This is a genomic window from Maricaulis sp. (assembly GCF_030149515.1).
In the GTDB taxonomy this organism is placed as follows: Bacteria; Pseudomonadota; Alphaproteobacteria; order Caulobacterales; family Maricaulaceae; genus Maricaulis.
This window is the reverse complement of sequence record NZ_JASBRI010000004.1, coordinates 1-21,124: the sequence shown is the minus strand read 5'-3', so window position 1 is coordinate 21,124 and position 21,124 is coordinate 1. Positions and strand designations below refer to the sequence as shown.

Annotated in this window: 22 protein-coding genes; 10 read left to right on the top strand and 12 right to left on the bottom strand. The window is 63.5% G+C overall.

Annotated features, from left to right (window positions below; all coding sequences use genetic code 11):
* Positions 1 to 40: 40 nt before the first annotated feature.
* Positions 41 to 1,357 (bottom strand): diguanylate cyclase, encoded by a 1,317-nt coding sequence (locus Q1U94_RS02530; RefSeq protein ID WP_300541617.1) that lies wholly within the window; start codon positions 1,355 to 1,357, stop codon positions 41 to 43.
* A 93-nt stretch (positions 1,358 to 1,450) separates the two neighbouring features.
* On the opposite strand from Q1U94_RS02530, the gene Q1U94_RS02525 reads away from it, so the two are divergent.
* A complete protein-coding gene (locus Q1U94_RS02525) occupies positions 1,451 to 2,545 on the top strand; it encodes a CaiB/BaiF CoA-transferase family protein (protein WP_300541615.1) in 1,095 nt (364 codons plus the stop codon).
* Positions 2,546 to 2,547: 2 nt separating this feature from the next.
* Here the strand turns inward: Q1U94_RS02525 and Q1U94_RS02520 are convergent, their stop codons facing one another.
* Positions 2,548 to 3,756, bottom strand: coding sequence for a pentapeptide repeat-containing protein (locus Q1U94_RS02520; RefSeq protein WP_300541613.1), 1,209 nt, complete (start codon positions 3,754 to 3,756; stop codon positions 2,548 to 2,550).
* A 331-nt stretch (positions 3,757 to 4,087) separates the two neighbouring features.
* Here Q1U94_RS02520 and Q1U94_RS02515 point away from each other — a divergent pair, with 331 nt between their 5' ends.
* Positions 4,088 to 4,339: a hypothetical protein gene (locus Q1U94_RS02515; protein ID WP_300541611.1), complete on the top strand. Its 252-nt coding sequence runs from the start codon at positions 4,088 to 4,090 to the stop codon at positions 4,337 to 4,339.
* 94 nt (positions 4,340 to 4,433) lie between these two features.
* Complete coding sequence (locus tag Q1U94_RS02510) at positions 4,434 to 4,877, top strand: hypothetical protein (RefSeq protein WP_300541609.1); 444 nt, start codon at positions 4,434 to 4,436, stop codon at positions 4,875 to 4,877.
* A gap of 10 nt (positions 4,878 to 4,887) precedes the next feature.
* Here the strand turns inward: Q1U94_RS02510 and Q1U94_RS02505 are convergent, their stop codons facing one another.
* Positions 4,888 to 5,880, bottom strand: a complete 993-nt coding sequence (locus Q1U94_RS02505; RefSeq protein ID WP_300541607.1) for a WYL domain-containing protein — start codon at positions 5,878 to 5,880, stop codon at positions 4,888 to 4,890.
* Between the two features lie 87 nt (positions 5,881 to 5,967).
* On the opposite strand from Q1U94_RS02505, the gene Q1U94_RS02500 reads away from it, so the two are divergent.
* The 3 genes from Q1U94_RS02500 to Q1U94_RS02490 all read left to right on the top strand — a co-directional run bounded on the left by Q1U94_RS02500 (position 5,968) and on the right by Q1U94_RS02490 (position 8,307).
* Positions 5,968 to 6,882 carry a YihY/virulence factor BrkB family protein gene (locus Q1U94_RS02500; protein ID WP_300541605.1) on the top strand — a complete coding sequence of 305 codons (915 nt, stop codon included), beginning with the start codon at positions 5,968 to 5,970 and terminating at the stop codon, positions 6,880 to 6,882.
* A 61-nt stretch (positions 6,883 to 6,943) separates the two neighbouring features.
* Positions 6,944 to 7,648 carry a CoA transferase subunit A gene (locus tag Q1U94_RS02495; RefSeq protein WP_300541603.1) on the top strand — a complete coding sequence of 235 codons (705 nt, stop codon included), beginning with the start codon at positions 6,944 to 6,946 and terminating at the stop codon, positions 7,646 to 7,648.
* Complete coding sequence (locus tag Q1U94_RS02490) at positions 7,648 to 8,307, top strand: CoA transferase subunit B (protein WP_300541601.1); 660 nt, start codon at positions 7,648 to 7,650, stop codon at positions 8,305 to 8,307. Before Q1U94_RS02495 ends, Q1U94_RS02490 begins: the two co-directional genes overlap by 1 nt.
* Positions 8,308 to 8,447: 140 nt before the next feature.
* On the opposite strand, the gene Q1U94_RS02485 is transcribed toward Q1U94_RS02490, so the two are convergent.
* The 4 genes from Q1U94_RS02485 to kynA form a co-directional block, all read right to left on the bottom strand.
* Positions 8,448 to 8,669 (bottom strand): hypothetical protein, encoded by a 222-nt coding sequence (locus Q1U94_RS02485; RefSeq protein ID WP_300541599.1) that lies wholly within the window; start codon positions 8,667 to 8,669, stop codon positions 8,448 to 8,450.
* 121 nt (positions 8,670 to 8,790) lie between these two features.
* Positions 8,791 to 10,176 (bottom strand): L-serine ammonia-lyase, encoded by a 1,386-nt coding sequence (locus Q1U94_RS02480; RefSeq protein WP_300541597.1) that lies wholly within the window; start codon positions 10,174 to 10,176, stop codon positions 8,791 to 8,793.
* 112 nt (positions 10,177 to 10,288) lie between these two features.
* A complete protein-coding gene (gene kynU / locus Q1U94_RS02475; RefSeq protein ID WP_300541595.1) occupies positions 10,289 to 11,524 on the bottom strand; it encodes a kynureninase in 1,236 nt (411 codons plus the stop codon).
* 13 nt (positions 11,525 to 11,537) lie between these two features.
* A complete protein-coding gene (gene kynA, locus Q1U94_RS02470; RefSeq protein ID WP_300541593.1) occupies positions 11,538 to 12,386 on the bottom strand; it encodes a tryptophan 2,3-dioxygenase in 849 nt (282 codons plus the stop codon).
* A gap of 144 nt (positions 12,387 to 12,530) precedes the next feature.
* On the opposite strand from kynA, the gene Q1U94_RS02465 reads away from it, so the two are divergent.
* A complete protein-coding gene (locus tag Q1U94_RS02465; protein WP_300541591.1) occupies positions 12,531 to 13,115 on the top strand; it encodes a HupE/UreJ family protein in 585 nt (194 codons plus the stop codon).
* 56 nt (positions 13,116 to 13,171) lie between these two features.
* On the opposite strand, the gene Q1U94_RS02460 is transcribed toward Q1U94_RS02465, so the two are convergent.
* The 3 genes from Q1U94_RS02460 to Q1U94_RS02450 all read right to left on the bottom strand — a co-directional run bounded on the left by Q1U94_RS02460 (position 13,172) and on the right by Q1U94_RS02450 (position 16,696).
* Entirely contained in the window at positions 13,172 to 15,040 is a 1,869-nt protein-coding gene (locus tag Q1U94_RS02460; RefSeq protein ID WP_300541589.1) for a M2 family metallopeptidase, read from the bottom strand.
* 76 nt (positions 15,041 to 15,116) lie between these two features.
* Positions 15,117 to 15,572, bottom strand: coding sequence for a YaiI/YqxD family protein (locus Q1U94_RS02455; RefSeq protein ID WP_300541587.1), 456 nt, complete (start codon positions 15,570 to 15,572; stop codon positions 15,117 to 15,119).
* The gene (locus Q1U94_RS02450; protein WP_366917245.1) at positions 15,569 to 16,696 is read right to left on the bottom strand and encodes a M14-type cytosolic carboxypeptidase; all 1,128 of its coding nucleotides are present in this window, start codon (positions 16,694 to 16,696) and stop codon (positions 15,569 to 15,571) included. The genes Q1U94_RS02455 and Q1U94_RS02450 overlap by 4 nt, the downstream gene beginning before the upstream one ends.
* A gap of 124 nt (positions 16,697 to 16,820) precedes the next feature.
* Here Q1U94_RS02450 and Q1U94_RS02445 point away from each other — a divergent pair, with 124 nt between their 5' ends.
* Positions 16,821 to 17,303 (top strand): hypothetical protein, encoded by a 483-nt coding sequence (locus Q1U94_RS02445; protein ID WP_300541583.1) that lies wholly within the window; start codon positions 16,821 to 16,823, stop codon positions 17,301 to 17,303.
* Here the strand turns inward: Q1U94_RS02445 and Q1U94_RS02440 are convergent.
* Complete coding sequence (locus Q1U94_RS02440) at positions 17,246 to 17,920, bottom strand: protein-methionine-sulfoxide reductase heme-binding subunit MsrQ (RefSeq protein WP_300541581.1); 675 nt, start codon at positions 17,918 to 17,920, stop codon at positions 17,246 to 17,248. The two genes, Q1U94_RS02445 and Q1U94_RS02440, sit on opposite strands and share 58 nt — an antisense overlap.
* A gap of 2 nt (positions 17,921 to 17,922) precedes the next feature.
* On the bottom strand, positions 17,923 to 18,924 hold the full coding sequence (gene msrP, locus Q1U94_RS02435; protein ID WP_300541579.1) for a protein-methionine-sulfoxide reductase catalytic subunit MsrP: 1,002 nt from the start codon (positions 18,922 to 18,924) through the stop codon (positions 17,923 to 17,925).
* Positions 18,925 to 19,145: 221 nt separating this feature from the next.
* On the opposite strand from msrP, the gene Q1U94_RS02430 reads away from it, so the two are divergent.
* Positions 19,146 to 20,690 (top strand): GNAT family N-acetyltransferase, encoded by a 1,545-nt coding sequence (locus Q1U94_RS02430; RefSeq protein ID WP_300541578.1) that lies wholly within the window; start codon positions 19,146 to 19,148, stop codon positions 20,688 to 20,690.
* Positions 20,678 to 21,124, top strand: a 447-nt coding sequence (locus Q1U94_RS02425) for a GNAT family N-acetyltransferase (protein ID WP_300541576.1), incomplete at its 3' end; no start/stop codon positions are given. The genes Q1U94_RS02430 and Q1U94_RS02425, both read left to right, overlap by 13 nt.

Genomic DNA, 21,124 nt, shown 5'->3' with positions numbered 1-21,124 from the left:
TTGCGGAAACTGCAGGACTTTATCGAGCGTCGCGATCCGGTCAGGCCTGCGCGACGATCTGGGCCGGGCTTGCCAGGGCCCGCACGGCGCGTTCGATCAAGGCTTCCGCCGTCTCGCCCGGCCGCGATTGCACCGGTGCGGCGCGCACGCTGAGCCGGAAGGGCTGGAGCGGGTCTTCGCTTTCAAAGGCGGTGCATTCCGCGATCGCGGCGACCCGGGCGGCCACGCAATCGATGCCCGGCGTATCGGTAAAGGGCAGAACGGCTAGGAACTTGTCGGTTGAAAAACGTGCGGCGGCGTCCTCGGTACGCAGTAGATGGCGCAGCATGGCCGCAAACTGCCGGCGGGCTTTTTCCGCAGAGATGCTGTCCGGCGCAGCCGTGCCCTCGGGCAGGAGCACCTGCAGCGCCAGGAGAGCGAAGGAGGCCTCGTCGCGGGCGGATGCATTCAGGAGATCCTGGATGTGCGAGGTCAGGAAGCCGGAATTGAACAGGCCCGTATCGATATCCAGAGAACGGGGATCGCGGCAGGATTCCAGGGCTGATTTGGCCTCGCGCCGGCGCCGGCGTTCGTCGGTCAGCGTGAGAATGCGTTCGCGCATTTCCCGATCGTCCGATGTGGCCGGCAGAATGTCCGACACGCCGCGGGCAAAGGCCTCTTCGGATGCCTGGCTGTCGATTGTATCGGTCAGAAGCAAGACCGGCGTGTGATAGAGCCGCGCATTGCGCCGCATGGCCGAGGAAATCGTGAAGGCGATGTCGCGCTTGCCCATGGCGTTGAGAATGACGGCGTCGAAGGGCCGTTCGTGCAGATAGTCGAAGGCGGAATAGGAGGAAAACGCCGCGACGATCTCGGCATTGGCGGCCTCCATCGCATGCCGCAAGGCCATGAAGCGGGGCGAGGCATCGCCGACATACAGGATGGCAGGCGGGCTGTCCTGGCGCTCGAAGACCGGGCGGCGCTGGCCATAAAGGGCGGTCACCTCGGCCCGGCGCCGGGCAACGATTTCCATGGTCTGCAGACGGAAGAGGGCGCGTATGCGTGCGGCGATCTGTACCGCCGGTGCGGGATCGCGCAACCAGGCATCCACGCCGTCGCGCTTGGCCATGCCGGCGGGCCCGACGACGACAACCGGATGTTCGGTCTCCGTAAAGCGGGCAAAGGCTTTAAGCCCGTCATCCACATCGTTTTCGCATTCGGCAAGGATGATGCCGCCGGCCCAGGGGCGCGGCCGCCGGGCAGGCGGGCTGTCGGCACGGACGATCCGGCAATTCAGGGCGAGCCGGCCCAATTGCTCGGCCAGGCTGTCCACGCGCTCGGACAATCCGAAAACCAGGACGTCCAGCGTGCGTCCCATACGTCCCCCTGCCGACTTAATCGTCGTTGCTGTATTTCGCGAGTTTGTCACAAGTGCCACGCTTCTGGAACAGACGAATCAAAGGTTGGCGACATGAAACCTCAAGGTCCTCTAAAAGGCGTTAAAGTGCTGGAGTTTGTCGGACTGGGTCCGGCACCTTTCTGCGGCATGATGCTGTCCGACATGGGGGCGGATGTGGTGCGGATCGACCGGCCCGGCGCCCAGGGCGGGGGCGCAGCGGACGTTCTCGCGCGTGGCCGGCGCTCAATCGCCCTTGATCTCAAGGACGCGCGCGAACTGTCGCTGTGCCGCGATCTCATCGCCAAATGCGACATTCTCCTGGAAGGCTATCGTCCCGGCGTGATGGAGCGCCTGGGTCTGGGCCCCGACGTGGCGCTGAAGGGCAATCCGGCGCTGGTCTACGGCCGCATGACAGGATGGGGACAGTATGGACCGCTGGCCCATGCCGCCGGTCATGACATCAACTATATCGCGCTGGCTGGTGCCCTGGGCGCGATCGGCGACGAGGGCAGGCCCGCGGTTCCGCTCAATCTCGTCGGCGATTTCGGGGGCGGGGCGATGTATCTTGGCTTCGGTGTCCTGGCGGCGCTGCATCATGCACGCGCGACGGGCGAGGGGCAGGTGGTCGATGCTGCCATCGTCGACGGCGCGGTCTCGCTGATGGCGTCCCAGCACCAGCTGGCGGCCCTGGGCCTGTGGTCGACGCGGCGCGGCGCCAACCTGCTGGACGGCGCGGCGCATTTCTACACCGTCTACGAATGTGCCGACGGGAAGCATGTGTCCGTGGGGCCGCTGGAACCGGAATTCTATGCCCTTTTGTGTGAGAAGCTCGGCGTGGACCCCGGTGCGTATCCGGCCGACTGGGCCGGGCGCAATTGGGCCGAGGCGAAAACCCATTTCGCGATGCTCTTCAAGAAGAGAACGCGGGATGAATGGTGCGAACTCCTGGAAGGCACCGATGCCTGTTTCGCGCCCGTGCTTGATTACGCGGAATCGGCGGAGCATCCGCATATGGTGGAACGCGGGAGCTATGCCGAACTGGACGGTGTGCGCCAGCCGGCGCCGGCGCCGCGCTTTTCCCGCACGCCCGGTGCGATTCAGGGTGCAGCGCCGGTTCCCGGTGCCGACCGGGAGGCCGTGCTCTCCGACTGGGCAGTTAAGGGCTGAATTCAGTCCTCGAACACGCGTTCGGCCTGAGAGTTGTTCAGGTCCGCCCGTTCGCGCGCGGGTCCGTCGATCCGGGCATAGTCCAGGACCGCACCGGTCAGACGGGCCCCCGTGAGGTCGGCCATGCGCAGATCGGCATAGCGCAGCCGCGCGCCTTCCAGATTGACCGGCACAACACGTCCACCCGCCAGGCTCAGCGGGGTCAGGCGGGCGCCGCGCAGATCGGTGTGCTGCAGGAGGGCGCCGGCAAGGTCTGCGCCGCGCAGGTCCGCTTCGCGCAGATCGCAGCCGCGCAAGTCGGATCCGGCCAGGCGGGCGCCCTGAAGGTGAGCCCGCCGGAGATCGAGCCCGGACAGGTTCGAGCCTGCTGCCCGCAAGGCCGTGAGAGCGGCCCCCGCAAGAGGCGCCGCACCGGTGAGGTCCAGTCCGGACAGATCGGCCTCGTCCCCCGCGCGGCTCTCGACACGTGCGATATGCGCTGCAAAGAGGTCGTCGGCTGCCCGGTCCGGCGCACGCGTGGCCGGGGGAGCGGGCCGGTCGGGATGGGGGCCGGTCAACACGCCGTCGGTCACAGCCATCTCCATGCGGGCGCGGCTGTGGTCCGAACTGCGCAGATCGGTCTTGACCAGGCGCGAGCCGGCAAAGTCCGTGCCATCAAGGCGGGCTTCACACAGGCTGGCACCGTCCAGATCGGCGCGGTTCAACCGGGCGCGGGCGAGATCGGCATCGTCGAATACGGTCTTGCGGGCCGAACAGCCCGCCAGACGCGCACCGGCCAGGTTGGCGCCCGAAAGATCCGCCCCGTCCAGCACGGTTGCGCGGACGGACGCTGCACCTTCACTGCCTGGCCGCGCCAGTTCCCGAAAATCCGCACTTTGCAGGTGCGCGCCAACAAGCACCGCCGCCGCCAGCCGTGCACCGCGAAAGTCGGCCGCCTCCAGCACGGTCCCGATCAGGCGGGCGCCGCCCAGGTCGGCACCGGCAAATATGGCAGCGGTACAGTCGGCCCGGTCGAACCGGCAGCCGGAGAGGTCGGCATCGCGGAAATCGGCATCGCGCAGGTCGCGTCCGGAAAGGTCCAGTTTCGCCAGCCTGGCTCCTGCGAACTCCGCGCGTGCCCCCTGTTTCTGTCCGGCCAGGAAGCGCCCATGACGCTCGCAAGCCTGGTCGAGCGCTGCCTGGGTCCAGACCATGTCCGTGCGTGCATTCACCGGGTTAACCTGTGGCGGAAAGGAATGATTGCGATACCCAAGCCCGGGCATGCTGGCAAGGCGGGTATTGCGGGCAGGGCGAAAACTTCGTTCAGCTTTCCGTTCATGTCGGGTTCAGAGCGGATTTGGCACTGTCATGCTCGAGATCGGCGAACACCCTGTAGTCCCTCGCTCGTTGGCCGGTCTCGATATCGATTTAGATAGCCCTGAAACGCCGGTTGCCCCCAACAACCGGCGTTTCTTTTTCGCCGCATACAGGGGTGACAGGTTTTGTCGCGCGAACCTGTCAGAGTGATTTCCATCGACGGACACGAACCTGATGGAGAGCCTCATGGCCATCGCGATCAATGCCTATGTGGAGGGCGCCGGCGGCGCGCTGCGCAACATGGTCCCGCACCGTTTCCGGGACGGCTTCTACCGCATGCAGCGCCCGGGCGACACGATCGACTGCCTGCATGTGGAAGACCTGCGCTCGGTCTGCCGCTATCTGGCCAAGGGTTACCAGCTGGCGATGAGCTTGGCCGACGGTCATTCCATGCCCTCCTGGCTGCCGGCTGAACAGGTTCGCATCGCGGTTCGCTGAGCGGTCTTTTCGGGAGAAGCCGGCTGTATTGCATGAATACTATTCACCGCTATGGATAGATGGCGCGGGATGAAACAAAACGCCGAGGTCTGCCATGTCCACGACAATCATCTACCTGGTATCGAGTTTGTCTGTATCGGTCTGCCCGTCCGCCGGATACGTGCCCGGCAGCCCCATGACGATCGCCCCGAGCGAGGCCAGTATTGACGGTCTCGAGGTTGAAGGACGGATCCGGGCGCGGGGTGTTGCGGGCCTGGTCAGTGTTCCGGGCACATTGTCCTTCCGTGACGGTGCGCTGGTCTGGGCCGCCCAGGACACGATCGATTGCAGCGCCTACAATCTCACCCCGGCGGAGGATGGTTATCATTTTGTCGCGGAATACCGGATCGAGAACGACGAGCATGTGAGCTGGTCCGGCTGGACGGACGGGCAGGCCGTCCGTGATGTAACGGCCGTCTGGACGCGGGTCGAAGGCGATTTCATCCACGACCTTCTCCTGCCCGAACAGGTCACACTGCATTTCAGGCCGGACGACTAGGATTGCGCCACTAGGGCAGGCCCGGGAAGTCGCTGCGGCGGTAACCCTTCACGAGATCTGCGAGGGCCGGGGGTTCGAGAACGTCCACCTGGTCTCCCCAGGCATAGAGATGCCAGCACATTTCCAGGAGGCCGGAGGCCGTGAACCGCACGACCAGCGATCCGTCCTCAAGCGTTTCGCTGGTCTGCAGCGGGTGAAAGCGGAAGCGGGCGGCGTGGGGCGCGGCCCTGGGCGTGAATTTCCATACCACTTCGCCGTATTCGGCCTCGCTCTGGAAGACGCCGAAGGCGCGGTTGGCATAGGCATCGAGGTCGAAATCCTCGTCGCGGGCAAACCAGTCGTCGGTGACCTGCGCGGTTTCGATGTCCTCGACGCGGTAGTGACGCATCACCTTGTCGCCGCGGGCCACATCGCGCCCCACCAGATAGCGGCGTGCCCCCAGGAGCAGTCCGTAGGGCTCGATCCGGCGGATCTTGGCCTCGGAATCCTGGCGGCCGCGATAGGCGATTTCCAGGACGAAGGGCCCCTTGAGCGCCTGTGCGATAGCGCCGTCGATGCGCGGGTCGGAGACGGGTTGCGGACCGGGGCGAGCGGCATGACCCATGGCTTCCAGCAGTGCTTCCTCATCGGCTTCCAGCCCCGGCCGGCGCTTGTCGGGCAGAAGCATGTTGATGGTCTCCCGCAGCGAGCGCAGCTGGCCGGCCTCCCGGGTCAGACCCTGGCGCTCCAGCGCGGTTCCTGCCAGTTCCAGGGCGGCCACTTCGTCGGCCGTCGGGGCGAAGAATTCCGCCACCTTGCGCCGCGGCACGCGCCAGCGCTTGTGGTTTTCGCCGTCCATATAGTCCTCGGTGTCGGGAAAGACCCGCACCAGCGCCTCGGTCATGCGCTGGGCCGTGCGCCGCACACAGCCGAATTCGCGCTCGATCTCGGAAAGCGAGACGCCGGCATAGCCGGAGGCCATGCGAGCCAGTTGCAGCAATTCCACTGCCTTGGAGAAGGACATGGGGCTATCCTAGTCTGAAGAGCCGGACTATGTCCGGCCGGTATCGATTCCAGCACGGGCGGGAGCAGGGGGCCCCGGGACGGACGGATGATCAAGTCTCTGAATAAATCCGGTCTCAGATCGCACCCGGTCTTCGTCTTCCTGTCGATCTTCGTGGCCGCCGTCAGCCGGTCGATGGCGCGGGATGTCATGCTGTTTGCCGGCGGGGCATCCTATTTCGGCATGCTGGCCCTGTTCCCTGCCATGGCGCTGGGCATGTCGGTCTATGGCCTGGCCTACTCGATCGAGGATGCCGAGGCGCAGTTCGCCCGTTTTGCCGGGATCATGCCGGCCGGAGCGGAGGATTTCGTGCTGGAGCAGATGGGACGGCTGGCCAACGCGCCGATCTCGGCGCTGTCGGTCAACGGTGCCATTGCCCTGGCCATCGCGCTGTTCGCCGCCTCGCGCGGGGTGAAGGCGGTGATAGCCGGGCTCAATCATCTCGCCGAAGACCAGGACATCCGCAATGTCATCCATTTCAACATCCTGGCGATGGGCTCGGTGCTCATTGGCGGGGCGTTGCTGACTGCAGCCAACCTGGCCGTGCTCGTCGTGCCGGTCGTGCTGCGCCAGGTCTTTGAATTCCTGGGCCTGGAACCGCTCGATTTCGGCGGACTTATCAATGAGTGGACGGCGGCTGCAGCCTTCATGTTCGTGGCGCTGGAGCTGCTCTACCGCATGACCATGCGCCGCAGGTCGGAAGCGGTGACCTGGCGCGCCTCCACCTTCGCTGCTTTTGTCGTGACCCTGTTGTGGCTGGGCCTGTCGAAAGGCTTTTCGGCCTATGTGGCGCAACTGGTGGACTTCTCGGTCTATGGCTCGCTGGGTGCCCTTGTGGTCTTCCTGCTGTGGATTTATTGGTCGGCCTATGCGGTGTTCTTCGGCGGTGCCCTGGCGATCGAGATCGATTCCCGCCACCGCGCCAGACAGGCCGAATCCGGGGCAGAAAACCAGTCCGGCTAGCTTTTTGCTGCGGCTGCGATATAAAACATGAACCGAATATCAACTTCACACAGAGGTCTGCATGAAAAAGGTATATCCTGACGCCAAGGCCGCCCTGGACGGCCTGGTGTTTGACGGAATGACGATCATGGCCGGAGGGTTCGGTTTGTGCGGCATTCCCGAAAACGCCATCGCGGCCCTGCACGCCACGGGCGTGAAGGATCTGACCGTGATCTCGAACAATTGCGGGGTCGACGGGTTCGGTCTCGGTGTCCTGCTGGACAACAAGCAGATCCGGAAAATGGTCTCCTCCTATGTCGGCGAGAACAAGGAGTTCGAGCGCCAGTTCCTGTCCGGCGAGCTGGAGCTCGAATTCAATCCCCAGGGCACGCTGGCCGAGCGCATCCGCGCTGGCGGTGCGGGCATTCCCGGGTTCTTCACCAAGACCGGTGTCGGCACGATGATCGCAGAAGGCAAGGAACACCGCGAATTCGACGGCGAGACCTATATCATGGAGACGGGGCTCACTGCCGACCTCTCCATCGTCAAGGCCTGGAAGGCGGATCCGGAAGGCAATCTGGTCTTCCGCAAGACGGCCCGCAATTTCAATCCGATGATGGCCACGGCCGGCAAGGTCACCGTCGCCGAGGTCGAGGAAATCGTCGGCCTGGGCGAACTGGATCCGGACAGCATCCACACACCGGGCATTTTCGTGCAGCGCATCGTCAAGGGCGCGTTTGAAAAACGTATCGAACAGCGCACCGTTCGCGAAAGGGAGAGCGCATAATGGCCTGGACACGCGATGAAATGGCGGCCCGCGCCGCCCAGGAACTGGAAGACGGTTTCTACGTCAATCTCGGTATCGGCATTCCCACCCTGGTGGCCAACCACATCGCCGAGGATATCGACGTTACCCTGCAGTCGGAGAACGGAATGCTGGGCATGGGGCCCTTCCCCTACGAGGACCAGGTCGACCCGGACCTGATCAATGCCGGCAAGCAGACCATTACCGAGCTGCGGCGCACTTCCTATTTCTCCTCCGCCGACAGTTTCGCCATGATCCGCGGCGGACATATCGACATCTCCATTCTCGGTGCGATGGAAGTGTCCGAGACCGGCGATATCGCCAACTGGATGATCCCCGGCAAGCTGGTGAAGGGGATGGGCGGCGCCATGGACCTTGTCGCCGGCGTCAAGCGCGTTGTGGTGATCATGGATCATGCCAACAAGGCCGGCGAACCCAAACTGCTCAAGGAGTGCACCCTGCCGCTGACGGGCAAGGCGTGTATCGACCGCATCATCACCACGCTCGGCGTGTTCGATGTAAAGGGCGACCATCTCGAACTGATCGAGCTGGCCCCGGGCGCGACCCTGGAGGAAATCGCCGGGAAGACCGAGGCCAAGTACACCGTGTCCGACGCTCTGGTCGAACACGAAGCGGCTTGATCCGGTTTGACAGTCCAGACATGAGAAAGGCGGCTCCGACAGGGCCGCCTTTTTGTCTTTGAACTGGATATTGCCGTTGTATCAATGAAACACCTCGCTGTCTGAAACCCGCGCGTCCTGGTTAATCCCGTTGGTTTGGATCAAATTTGGTCGGTGTTTCTCTGAATTCCCGCTTGAGTCTCGTTCTCGATTATCGTGCTGCCTGCGACTGCGAACTGTCCCGAGACAATATTTAAAACCCGGCCGCCGACTGAGGTACCGCCAATCATAGAGAGGCCGATCGAGAGTGACTTGGTGAGGAGTGTCCAAACGCCAACGACGAACAAACCAAAAAGTAAAATGCCGCCCGCGAGATGGGTCATGACTCCGACAAACGACAATCCCATTCCCGGCTTGAACACCTCTTCCCCGGAAGCGTTCGAAGCGACAATCTTGCATTATTTGCCAAGGGTTTCGAAAGGGCTGGGTTGATGCGGTGGCCCATCAACACGCCACCACATTCACCGCCAATCCGCCCTGGCTGGTTTCCTTGTACTTCTCCTGCATGTCCACACCGGTCTGGCGCATGGTCTCTATGACCTGGTCGAGGGAGACCTTCATGTCCGCGGATGTGGCCTTGAGGGCCAGGCGGGCGGCGTCGATCGCCTTGATGGCGCCGATGGCATTGCGCTCGATACAGGGGATCTGCACCAGGCCGCCGACCGGGTCGCAGGTCAGGCCCAGATTGTGTTCCATGCCGATCTCGGCGGCATCCTCGATCTGGTTATTGTCCGCCCCCATGGCGGCCGCCAGCGCCGCGGCAGCCATGGAACAGGCAACCCCCACTTCGCCCTGGCAGCCGGCCTCGGCACCGGAGATGGAGGCGTTCTTCTTGTACAGCGAACCGATCGCCGCTGCGGTCAGGAAGAAGCGCTGCAGCGCCTCCTCATCGTCGGGATCGCGGTGATACTTGTCGAAATAGCGCGCCACGGCCGGGATGACGCCGGCCGCGCCATTGGTCGGCGCGGTCACGACCCGGCCGCCGGCAGCGTTTTCCTCGTTCACCGCCATCGCCCAGAGATTGATCCAGTCCATCGCGGCGAGGGGGTCCTCGTCCGGGCTTACCGGATTGGCGAGGATGTCGCGGTGAAGCTTGGGCGCGCGGCGTTTCACATTCAGCCCGCCCGGCAGGACGCCGTCTTCGGTCAGCCCCCGGTCGATACAATCCTCCATCGCCCGCCAGAGGCTTTCTATGCCCGCGCGGATCGTGTCCTCGGGCAGGAAGGTGCGTTCATTGGCCAGCATGATGCGGTGGATCGACAGGCCCTCGCGCTCGCCGGTCTCCAGGAGTTCGGCGGCCGAGTTGAAGGGGAAGGGCTCGCCCTCCTTCACATCGGCGGCGGAATTCTTGCCGGCCTCGGCCTCGTCGATGACGAAACCGCCGCCGATGGAATACCAGATCTCCTCGCGGATCACGCTCTCGCCTTCGCCATAGGCCTTGAACTTCAAGGCATTGGGGTGGAAGGGCAGGCGCACATCGCCGCGGAAATCCAGATCGCGCTTTTCTTCAAAGGGGATCTCGCTCCCGTTGGCGAGCTTCAGCGTCTTGTCGGCGCGGATACGGGCCAGCCGGTTCTGGATCGTGTCCGGATCGATGCGTGCGGGATCATTGCCCTCCAGGCCCAGAAGGACGGCGGTATCGGTGCCATGGCCCAGTCCCGTCAGGGCGAGCGAGCCGTAGAGCTCGGTCTCGAGGCGCAGGATGGGCGCTCCCCCGGCATCGGCCAGGGCCCGTTCGACGAAGAGTTTCGCCGCCTTCATGGGACCTACCGTGTGCGAGGAGGAGGGGCCGATACCGATCTTGAAGAGGTCGAAGACGCCGAAATGCATGGGGTTCACCGGGCTTGTGCGGGCGGGACACTAATACGTCTGCCCGCAAACGCGAAACGATCCTAAGGGGTTGGGGCGGAATTTCGCCAGTGCGGCAATACCGCAAATCCGATCAGGTCACCGCCGCGCGCACGCTGAAACGCGGTTCGCGCCATTCCCCGCTTTCCATGATCGACTGCAGGATCCCGGCCGCCCGGAACACGTCCTCATGACTGGTGTAGAGCGGGGTGAAGCCGAAACGCAGGATGTCCGGATCTCGGAAATCCCCGATCACGCCGCGTGCGATCAGCGCCTGCATGACCGGATAGCCGTTTTCGTGATGGAAGGAGACCTGGCTGCCCCGGATCGCCGGGTCGCGGGGGCTGGCAAGCCGGAATCCCATTTCGCCGACCCGCGCCTCGACCTGCTCGATAAAGAGCTCGGTCAGCGCAACCGACTTCGTGCGGACCGCCGCCATGTCGGCCGCGGCATGAATGTCCAGCCCGCATTCCAGGGCCGCCATGCCCAGGATGCTGGGCGAGGAGCACTTGAACCGGTCGATTCCCCCGGCCGGCACGTAGTCGTCGGAAAAGTCGAAGGGGCGGGCATGGCCCAGCCAGCCGGAGAGGACCGGCATGATCCGGTTCTGGTGCCGTTCGGCGACGAAAATGAAGGCCGGCGCCCCCGGTCCGCCATGGAGATATTTATAGCCGCAGCCGACGGCCATATCGGCATTGCAGGCGTGAAGATCGATCTCCAGCGCGCCTGCGGAATGGCACAGATCCCAGATCACCACGATGCCCTTGGCCTGCGCCGCCGCGGTGATGGCCTGCATGTCGTGCAGATATCCGGTCTTGTAGTGGGCCTGGGTGATCAGGAGTGCGGCGACATTGTTGTCGAAATGTGATTCCAGTTCGCTCGTGTCCACGAGTCGGTGCTCGATCGCGCCTGCGCTGTGCGCACTGAGGCCCTGCATCATGTACACATTGGTGGGGAAATTGCCCCGTTCCGACAGGATAACGGGACGGTCAGGGTTAAGTTGAAGAGCGGCCGACAACGCCTTGAAAATGTTGATAGAGGTCGAATCGGCGACGACGACTTCGTCCGGCCTGGCGCCGATCAGCGGCGCGATCTTGGCGCCCAGGCGGCGTGGATAGCCGATCCAGTCATGCCGGTTCCAGGACCGGATAAGGTCTTGTCCCCACTCAGTCTTCACGACCTGCGCCATGCGTTCCGGCGCCGATTTCGGCATCACGCCCAGCGAATTTCCGTCAAGATAGATCACCCCGTCGGGCAGTTCGAACCGGTTGCGGAAATCCGCCAGTGGATCCGCGGCGTCGAGAGATCGTATTTCTTCGATTGTTTTCATTGGTCAGCCGCCATCAAAGCGAGGTCCGCACGGTCCAGATTTCCGGGAAGAAACGCAGATCCAGCGCCTTGACCAGATAGGACACGCCGGATGTTCCCCCGGTACCTTTCCGATAGCCGATAATACGCTCGACCGTCTTCATGTGATTGAACCGCCACTGCTGGAATTTATGTTCCAGATCGACCAGCTTCTCGCCCAGCTCATAGGCTTCCCAATGCGTGTCGCTGCCGCGGTAGATGGTCTGCCAGACATCTTCCACGGCCGCGGAAGGTTCGTAGGGCTCGCGCCAGTCGCGTTCGACCCGGCTGGCCGGTATAGCATAACCCCGCCGCGCCAGCAGGCGCAGGGTTTCATCCCACAGGCTGGGCAGTTCCAGCGCCCGTGTCACCATCTGATGCGCTGGCGGATTGTCCTTGTGGACCCGGGCCAGCGCAGCGTTCTTGTTCCCCAGCCTGTATTCCAGCGTACGATACTGGAACGACTGGAAGCCCGAGCTCTGACCCAGCGCTTCGCGAAAGGCGAGATAGTCGGCCGGGGTCATCGTCGACAGCACGTCCCACGCATGGATCAGCTGTTCCTGGATGCGCGAGACCCGGGCGAACATTTTCAGCGCCGGCCCGACCTCGTCCTTCCGCAAGTGTGAGATTCCGCCTTCGACCTCGTGCAGAACCAGTTTCATCCACAGCTCGCCGACCTGGTGGATAACGATGAACAGCATTTCGTCATGTTCGCGGGTAAGCGGTTTCTGCGCACCCAGCAGCCTGTCGAGGCCGAGATAACCGCCATAGGACATTGCATCCTTGAAATCCCAGTGAATGTCCTCACCGGACACATCCACCCGGGATGTGAACTGGTCGCTCATGGCGCAACTCCCGTGGTTTGGCCGACTCATTGACGTCCGGCTTCGTGATTAGGGTTTAACGCGATGCGCGGCCGACCGCGAGCGGCGCTTGAAGCGGGAGCGGGGGGCGAATAGCGTTCCTGCGCCTTAAACGAGGGGGACGCGATGCTGGAAGCCGCCGAACAGACGGTCTGGGACATTGTCTGGCTGTACCTGCAATTGGGGTATACGCATATCCTGCCCAAGGGGCTGGATCACATCCTGTTCGTGCTGGCGCTCTTTTTCGCCTCCACACGGCTGGGACCGCTGGTCTGGCAGATTTCGGCCTTCACGGTCGCGCATACGATCACACTGGGTCTGGCCACGCTGGGCGTGGTCAATCTGCCGGCCTCCATCGTTGAACCGATCATCGCCCTCTCGATCGCATTCGTGGCCGTGGAGAATATTGTCTTCAGGGACATGACACGCTGGCGCCCGGCCATTGTCTTCATCTTCGGCCTTTTCCACGGGCTGGGCTTTGCCGGTGTGCTGGCCGAACTCGGCCTTCCCACCGGCCAGCTTGTGCCGGCGCTGTTGAGTTTCAATGCGGGTGTCGAAGTGGGCCAGCTGACCGTCATCGCGGCCTGCTGGCTGGCCCTGCGCTGGTTCCGCGAAGCCCCTTGGCATCCATGGCTGGTACGGATCGTGTCCGGCGCCATTGCCCTGATCGCGCTGTGGTGGGCCTTCGAACGGGTCTTCCTGGGGGGATAGGCCAGTATGAAAAAGGCGGCCGCAAGGGCCGCCTTTTCCGTTTCATGTGACGCAGTCTACCAGCCGCAATTGCGGTCCTGGTTTTCCTCCTGCAGGCGCTCCATGAGCGGCTGGAAGTAGGCGATGATCGCCGAACCGTCCATTTGCCGCGTGCCGGTGAAGGCTTCCAGAGCGTCCGGCCAGGGCTGGGCCGCCCCCATTTCCATCATGGCATTGAAGCGCTCGCCGACTTCCTCGTTGCCGTAGATCGAGCAGCGGTGGAGCGGGCCTTCCCAGCCCGCCATCTCGCAGGCCGCCTCGTGGAACTGGAACTGCAGGATGTGGCTCAGGAAATAGCGCAGATAGGGAACGTTGTTGGCAATGTGATACTTCGACCCCGGATCGAAGGCATCGGCCGGACGGTCGACCGGCGGCGTGATCCCCTGATAGCTGTTGCGCAGCTCCCACCAGGCCTCGTTGTAGTTCTCCGGCTGGATCTCGCCGCGCAGCACCTGCCAGCGCCACTGATCCATCATCACTGCGAACGGCAGGAAGGCGATCTTGTCGAGCGCCGTATCCATCAGCAGGCCGAGATCGGCATCGGCGCCGGGCATGTCGGATTCGTCGAGCAGGCCGATCTGGACCAGGTATTCCGGTGTCACCGACAGGGCGATGAAATCGCCGATGGCTTCGTGGAAACCGTCATGGGCACCGTTCTGGAACAGAAAGTCCTGATGGTTGTAGGCGCGCTGGTAGAAATTATGGCCCAGCTCGTGGTGCACGGTGACGAAATCGTCCGCATTGACGCGCGTGCACATCTTGATGCGCAAATCATCCTCGCTGTCGAGATTCCAGGCCGAGGCATGGCAGGCGACCTGCCGGTCGCGCGGCTGGGTGATCAGAGAGCGTTCCCAGAAGGTTTCCGGCAGTTCTGCCATGCCCAGCGAGGTGAAGAAGGTCTCGGCCGTTTCCACCATCTGGACCGGCGTGTAGCCGGCCCCTTCGAGGAGTTCGGTCAGATTGTAGGCCGGCTCGCTGTCGCCCACCGACGCCACGTCGGAGAGTGAGGACCAGCCCTGCGCCCACATATTGCCCAGCAGATCGGCCCGGATCGGACCTTCGGCCGGCTGGACCTCATCGCCGTAAAGCTCGTTCAGATTGGCGCGGACATGGCAGTGCAGCTCTTCATAGAAGGGCGCAACCTGGCCCCAGAGACGCTCCACCTCGGCTTCCATCTCGTCGGCCGGCATGTCGTAATTGGACAGCCACATCTGGGCGAGATTGTCGAAGCCCAGATCGCGCGCACCCTGATTGGCGATATCGACCATTTCAGCGTAATCAGACGACATCTGTGCGGGATCGTAGGCCCGGCGCCAGCCATTCCAGACATGGGCCAGGAATTCCGGATCCCGGCTCGTGCGCATGATGTTCTCGAGCTCGTTGTGATCGACCTGTTCGCCGTCGATCTCCATCGTGCCAGCCGAATAGGCCGTGCCCATGCGTGTGGTCAGTTCGGACAGGCGCGCGGCCGCCGCGGAATCGTTCGGCGCGGGCAGGGTGATGCCGGCCCGCAGCACACCCATCTTGCGCTCGGCATCCCCGGGCAGGTCGAGATCGGTGTATCGGGCCGTCTCGGTGGCCAGGCGCACGGCCATTTCCGTGGACTGGGTCGACATGCGCTCCAGCAGCCAGTTGGTGTCATAGGTGATGAAATTATTCTGCACCCATGCCGTGCGGGCCCCGAACTCGCTGAATTCGCGCAGCTCCGTTTCGGCATCGGCGAGGAACTGTTCGGCATCGTCGACGGTCGGTTCCGACGTGACCGCGGCGTCGGTCCCGGCGGCGGGATTGCCGACATCGGTGCCACTGTCCATGCCCTTGTAGACATAAAGGCCGCCGGCCACGAGCAGGGCGCCGATCGCGACGCCGCCCAGAAGTGCTTTCATGGTTTACTCTCCCCGTGCCCGCCTTGAGGCGGGCTCTGCTTACCCGGCGCCCATCCTCGACGGAACGGCGTTGCCGTCAAGCGCGTCGCGCCGAGGCGGCTTGCCGCATCACGCGTTCCATCCCGTCGAGAAAGGCGGAGCGGTCCTTCGGGCCGAAGGGTTTGGCGCCACCGGTCACCGTGCCCGCTTCGCGCAGATCGCTCATCAGGTTCCGTGTTGCCAGCGACGCGCCGATATTGTCGGCCGTCCACAGCTTGCCGCGCGGATCTATGCCCATGGCACCGGCCTTGATGCAGCGGTCGGCAAGGGGAATGTCCGCCGTCACGAACACGTCGCCCGGCGCGACATGTTCGGCGATCCAGTCGTCGGCCGCATCCAGCCCGCCCTCGACGATCACCAGCCGGGCCCATTGCGAGTTCGGCCGCCGCAGACCGCCATCGCACACGAACAGCATCTCGGTCCGGTGGCGTTCACCGACCCGGATGATCTCGTCCTTCACCGGACAGGCATCGGCATCGACATAGATGGTCACCGCAGCCGGCCCATCACGGCCAGCATGGCATCGAGATTGGCCGCGCCGAGCTTGCGGCAGCGCTCCGGCGACCAGCCGTGCACCGGATCGGGCAGATCCGCATTGTCCTTGAAGGGCATTTCCAGCGTCATCGCCAGGCAGCGGAATTCGTTGGCCAGGTAATTGGTGCAGATCGCAAGGTTTGCGCTTCCGGGGGCATCGACGGCATAGCCGTGCCCGGTCTGGAAGTCGGGGCTGGCGGTCTTGAGAGCGGTCTTGTAGCCGTCCAGCAGCTCCTGGCCCCTGGCATCGAAATTCGGAGCGCCTTCGCCGCCGGCGATGAAGTTGTAGGGCAGGGCCTCGTCACCATGGACGTCCAGGGCGAGATCGATCCCGGTTTCGCGCATACGCTCGAGGACATGAAAGACTTCCGGCGAGTTTTCCAGACTGGCCTTGTCCCACTCGCGGTTGAGATTGACGCCCCTGGCATTGGTGCGCAGATGCCCGCGTTTGCTGCCATCGGGGTTCATGTTCGGCACGATGTGGAAAACCGCCTTCTCGCGGAGTGTGCGCGCGACCGGATCCTCGTCATCCAGAAGGCGGGCCAGAAAACCCTCCATCCACCATTCGGCCATCGTCTCGCCGGGGTGCTGGCGGGCGGTGACCCATACCGTGCGCTTGCCTGTTCCGGGGGTACCGACCGTGAGGCAGTCCATCGTCTGGCCGTCCAGCGTTTCGCCGATCACCTCGAGATCGACCGCGCTGTGTAATTGAGCCCAGGCGAGCAGGTCCTGGTGGCGCTCCATGGAGTAGGGGGCGAAATAGGCAAACCAGACCGTGTCGCATTCCGGCGTGTGATGCAGGGTCAAAACGCCGTTCTCGTAGGATGTGTCGATGCGGAACCAGGTCTCGCGATCATAGGACGCGCAGGCCCGGTAGCCCGGCCAGCCTTCCAGATAGGCAGCACCGCCGGCATTCTCGATCGCCATGGTCAGCGGTGCGCCCAGGGCGCCGGTCACACGGAAGTGGAACCATTGGTAGAAGTCCGATCCGTTGTCCTTGCGGATCTCCAGCCGGATCCGGGAGGGATCGGCGGCATCGAGCACCTCGATATTGCCACTGTCAAAACGGTCGGTGATGTGCAGGCTCATGCGGCGGCTCCCGATTGCTCGCGAAAGGGTGACTGGTGCGAGACGCTGATAGACCATAATTGCGGGCACGAACATGGGCCGGGTGATGACCGGCCCGGGCTCTTGAATGGAGACAGATATGCGCAAGTGGGGTTCCCGGATCGTGTCGATCGGGCTGCCGCTTTTCGTCAGTGCGGTCTTTCTCGACTCGCTGCGTTACAAGTTCACCGGCGCGCCTGAGACGCAGGAAATCTTCGGCCGGCTCGACGATTGGGCGGCCAGCTGGGGAGCGCCGGGTCTGTTCGACCACACGGGGCTCTTCAGCCAATACGTTATCGGATCGGCAGAACTGTTTGCTTCGACGTTGCTATTGATTGGATTTATACCCGTTTTGCGTCGTCTTCAGGTGCTGGGAAGCCTGCTCGGCCTGGCGATCATGACGGGCGCGGTGAGCTTCCACCTCTTCACCCCGCTGGGCATCGATCCGAACCAGGATGGCGGCGGCCTGTTCCTGGCGGCGTGCCTGGTCTGGCTGTCTTGCCTGACCCTTTTGATCCTGAAGCGTCAGGATGCGACGGGCCTGGCGTGCGATCTCCTGCGCGCAGTGCGCACCAGCCGGTAGCCCAGCAGGACGGCGAGAATACCGCCATGGATCCAGGGCATCGGCTGATTGCCCTTTTCCATGAAGCCGTGATGCAGGACAGCCAGGATCGCCAGCGGGTAGATGGCCCAGTGCACCTGCTGCCAAAGCCTGGGTCCGAGAAGCCGGATCGTGGCGTTGAACGATGTCGCGGCCAGAGGGATCAGCAGCAGGAAGGCTGCCATGCCGAGCGTGATATAGACGCGTTCGGCCACATCCTCCCAGAGGCCGGCCAGCATGCCGGCCAGACTCATCCCCGCAGCGATGAAGAGGTCGAGGCCGAGATAGGCGGCAATGTGGAGAAAGGCGTACCAGAAGGCCGCCAGGCCGATGCGCCGGCGCACCTTCATGATCGGCAGCCAGCGCGTCAGGTCCCTGAACGGAGTTACTGCCAGTGTGATCAGGAGGATGCGCAGCGCCGTATCGCCCAGGAAGCGGTGTGTCGTCTCGATCGGGTTGAACCCCAGATCGTGCGGCATTGCGGTCAGAAGCAACGTCCACTGCCAGCCCAGCCACAGGCCGGGCAGGGCCAGCAGCCAGAATGTCAGCGGTTTCAGCCAGTGCTGGCCGAAAACCCTCAGAAAGGCGTTGCGCGCCATGATCAGTGGTTCTCGATCAGGTCCATGCCGGTATAGAGGTGCGCGACCTGATCCCCATACCCGTTGAACATTTCCGTGTCGCGCCGGGCGAACAGATCGCCGCCGATGACGCGTTCGGTGCGCTGGCTCCAGCGCGGATGCGCCCGGTTCGGATTGACGTTGGAATAGAAGCCGTACTCGTTCGGGGCAGCGATATTCCACGAGGTGGGCGGCTGTTCCGGAACGAAGCGGATCTTCACGATCGACTTGATGGACTTGTATCCATACTTCCAGGGCACGACGAGGCGCACGGGCGCGCCGTTCTGATTGGGCAGGAGGTCGCCGTACAGGCCGACTGCCAGGAAGGCGAGCTCGTTCATCGCCTCGTCCATGCGCAGGCCCTCCACATAGGGCCAGTCGAGAACCGGAAACCGGGTGCCGCGCATTTCCTGGCGGTTGAGATAGGTCTCGAAGGCGACATAGCGCGCGTCCGCCGTCGGCTCGAACTGTTGCAGCACGGACGCCAGCGGAACGCCGATCCAGGGGATCACCATCGACCAGGCCTCGACACAGCGAAGACGGTAGATACGCTCTTCCAGTGCGTTGAAATCGACTACATCCTCAAGCGCAAAGCGCCCGGTGCGGGCCGCGTGCCCTTCGACCTCGATCGACCAGGGATCTACGGTCATTCGGTGGGCGTAGCGGGCGGGATCTTCCTTGGCGACACCGAACTCGTAGAAATTGTTGTAGCCGGAAACCGCATCGATCGGGGTCAGGGCATCGGACACGGAATAGTCTGTGCTCGTGTAGTTGAGGCCGCCATCGGCCGGCGCGTGCGGCGATGCCGGCCGGGCAGCGGCGGACGTGGGGGAATCGGCCTGCGTTTCCGATCCGTTGCAGCCGACAAGACCGGTGAGGGCGAGCGCGCCCCCCGCCGTCATGATGCGCCGCCGGTCGAGATAGAGCGATTTCGGTGTGACATCGGCTTGTCGGCCCTGCCAGGGTTTTCGCGGTCGGAACAACATGGGAAAGGGTCCTGATATGACTTCCGTATCGATAATAGGACAGATTTTCGCTGCGTCTTCCCGGGCAACGGATTTGTGAACGCGCATTGGTGCCATCAGCCGCATCGATTTTCTGGTGCCGGCGCAACAATCCGACGGTGTCAGCTGATCTTCGGCGCTCGCCGCTTGACGGCGGGCGGGACATGACAAACTGCTAGGTGAAGCAGTCTTACGGAACCGTCATGCCCCGCCAAGCCTCCCGTCCCGCCCTGCAAGTGCGCAATGCCGAACTGGCCGATATCCCCGGTGTCGTCGCCCTGAGCGGCAAGGTCTATACCGAGATGGGCCCATACTCGGACAGCATGATCCAGGGCCAGATCATCAATTTTCCCGAAGGCCAGGTCGTCGTCGAATACGAGGGCGAGATCGTGGGCTATGCCGCCTCCTTCATCATCGACGAGGAGGCCGCGCTGGCCCGCCATACCTGGGCCGAGATTACCGGAAACGGCTATGCCTCGCGGCACAATCCCAATGGCGACTGGCTCTACGGTATGGAGATCTGTGTCGACCCGGACCGGCGGCGCCTGCGCATCGGCCAGCGGCTCTACGATGCCCGCAAGGAACTCGCCGAGCGTTTCGAACTGAAGGGCGTCGTGTTCGGCGGGCGGATGCCGAACTGGAAGCGGCGGCGCAAGCAGTATCCCTCCGCCAAGGCCTATCTGGCCGCGGTGATCGCCCAGGAAGTCAACGATCCGGTGATCCGCTTCCAGACGCGGATGGGTTATGAGCCGATCGGCGTCCTGCGCGGCTATATGCCCGAAGACCGGGCCTCGGGCGGCTATGCCACCCACATGGTCTGGCGCAACCCCTACGCCGTGGAGCAGCGCAAGAGCGAAAGCGCCCCGCCCGGAGCCAAGGGTGCGGTGCGTGTGGCGACGGTGCAGTTCCAGCAGCGCCGCGTGTCGAGTTTCGAGGAGTTCATTTCCAACATCGAGTACTTCGTCGACGTGACCTCGGACTACCGGTCCGACTTCGTGGTATTCCCTGAATTGTTCACCCTGGCGCTCCTGTCGCTGGAAGAGACCCGGCTGACCCACGCCCAGTCGATCGAGCGGCTGACCGAATACACGCCGCACTTCATCGAAGCGATGCGCCAGCTGGCGATCGGGTACAACATCAATATCATCGGCGGATCCCACCCCACACGCACCGATGATGGCGACATCCAGAACGTGGCCTATGTCTTCCTGCGCGACGGATCGGTACACGCCCAGGAAAAGATCCATCCCACCCCGTCCGAACGCCACTGGTGGAACATCAAGGGCGGCGATCATATCGCGACGATCCAGACCGATTGCGGTCCGATCGGCATTCTTATCTGCTATGACGCGGAGTTCCCGGAACTGGCCCGCAAGCTGATCGATGCCGGCGCCAAACTCCTGTTCGTTCCGTTCTGTACGGATAACCGGCAGGGATATATGCGCGTGCGCTATTGTGCCCAGGCGCGCGCCATCGAGAATCAATGCTATGTCGTGATGTCCGGGAATGTGGGAAATCTGCCGGGTGTGGAAAACATGGACATCCAGTACGCCAAATCCTGCATTCTCACACCCTGCGACTTCGCCTTCGCCCGCGACGGGATCGCCGAGGAATGCTCGGAAAACGTGGAAACCGTGTCGATCGCCGATCTCGATCTGACCGATCTGGACTGGGCGCGCCAGGAAGGCACCGTCCGCAATCTGCGCGATCGCCGCTTCGACCTCTACGCCATTCGATGGAAGCGGTAGCCGTCCGCGAAGCCGGTCCGGGCGACCTTCCGGCTATCGACGCGATCGAAGCCGCCAGCTTCGACCGTGACCGCTTTCCGCGTCGCAATCTTGCCCGGATGCTGAAGGGCGGCCGGACCCGTTTTTTCCTGGCGGACGAAGGCGCCGGATACCTGGCGCTGAGCCTGCGGCGCGGCGGCCGCACCGGGCGGATTTATTCGCTGGCAGTCCATCCCGACGCGCGCGGACGAGGGGCGGCGAGCGCCCTGATCGCCGCCGCGCGCAAGCTGGCTCTGTGTGAAAGACTGCGTGCACTGCGCCTTGAGGTCAGGGAGAGCAATCTGGCTGCACGCCGGCTCTATGAGCGCGAAGGATTTTGCTTGCGTGAGCGGCGTCCGGCCTATTACGAGGACGGCGAAGCGGCCCTGCAACTCGAAGCGCTCCTTGATTCCCAG

Bases quoted from the DNA above. Each gene is read 5' to 3' on its own strand.
- Q1U94_RS02490 (WP_300541601.1), top strand. From the start codon at position 7,648: ATGGCCTGGACACGCGATGAAATGGCGGCCCGCGCCGCCCAGGAACTG.
- Q1U94_RS02515 (WP_300541611.1), top strand. From the start codon at position 4,088: ATGGCCATCGCGATCAATGCCTATGTGGAGGGCGCCGGCGGCGCGCTG.
- Q1U94_RS02465 (WP_300541591.1), top strand. From the start codon at position 12,531: ATGCTGGAAGCCGCCGAACAGACGGTCTGGGACATTGTCTGGCTGTAC.
- Q1U94_RS02500 (WP_300541605.1), top strand. From the start codon at position 5,968: ATGATCAAGTCTCTGAATAAATCCGGTCTCAGATCGCACCCGGTCTTC.
- Q1U94_RS02510 (WP_300541609.1), top strand. From the start codon at position 4,434: ATGTCCACGACAATCATCTACCTGGTATCGAGTTTGTCTGTATCGGTC.
- Q1U94_RS02530 (WP_300541617.1), bottom strand. From the start codon at position 1,357: ATGGGACGCACGCTGGACGTCCTGGTTTTCGGATTGTCCGAGCGCGTG.
- Q1U94_RS02445 (WP_300541583.1), top strand. From the start codon at position 16,821: ATGCGCAAGTGGGGTTCCCGGATCGTGTCGATCGGGCTGCCGCTTTTC.
- Q1U94_RS02485 (WP_300541599.1), bottom strand. From the start codon at position 8,669: ATGACCCATCTCGCGGGCGGCATTTTACTTTTTGGTTTGTTCGTCGTT.
- kynU (WP_300541595.1), bottom strand. From the start codon at position 11,524: ATGAAAACAATCGAAGAAATACGATCTCTCGACGCCGCGGATCCACTG.
- Q1U94_RS02460 (WP_300541589.1), bottom strand. From the start codon at position 15,040: ATGAAAGCACTTCTGGGCGGCGTCGCGATCGGCGCCCTGCTCGTGGCC.
- kynA (WP_300541593.1), bottom strand. From the start codon at position 12,386: ATGAGCGACCAGTTCACATCCCGGGTGGATGTGTCCGGTGAGGACATT.
- Q1U94_RS02430 (WP_300541578.1), top strand. From the start codon at position 19,146: ATGCCCCGCCAAGCCTCCCGTCCCGCCCTGCAAGTGCGCAATGCCGAA.
- Q1U94_RS02495 (WP_300541603.1), top strand. From the start codon at position 6,944: ATGAAAAAGGTATATCCTGACGCCAAGGCCGCCCTGGACGGCCTGGTG.
- Q1U94_RS02505 (WP_300541607.1), bottom strand. From the start codon at position 5,880: ATGTCCTTCTCCAAGGCAGTGGAATTGCTGCAACTGGCTCGCATGGCC.
- Q1U94_RS02480 (WP_300541597.1), bottom strand. From the start codon at position 10,176: ATGCATTTCGGCGTCTTCGACCTCTTCAAGATCGGTATCGGCCCCTCC.
- msrP (WP_300541579.1), bottom strand. From the start codon at position 18,924: ATGTTGTTCCGACCGCGAAAACCCTGGCAGGGCCGACAAGCCGATGTC.
- Q1U94_RS02525 (WP_300541615.1), top strand. From the start codon at position 1,451: ATGAAACCTCAAGGTCCTCTAAAAGGCGTTAAAGTGCTGGAGTTTGTC.
- Q1U94_RS02440 (WP_300541581.1), bottom strand. From the start codon at position 17,920: ATGGCGCGCAACGCCTTTCTGAGGGTTTTCGGCCAGCACTGGCTGAAA.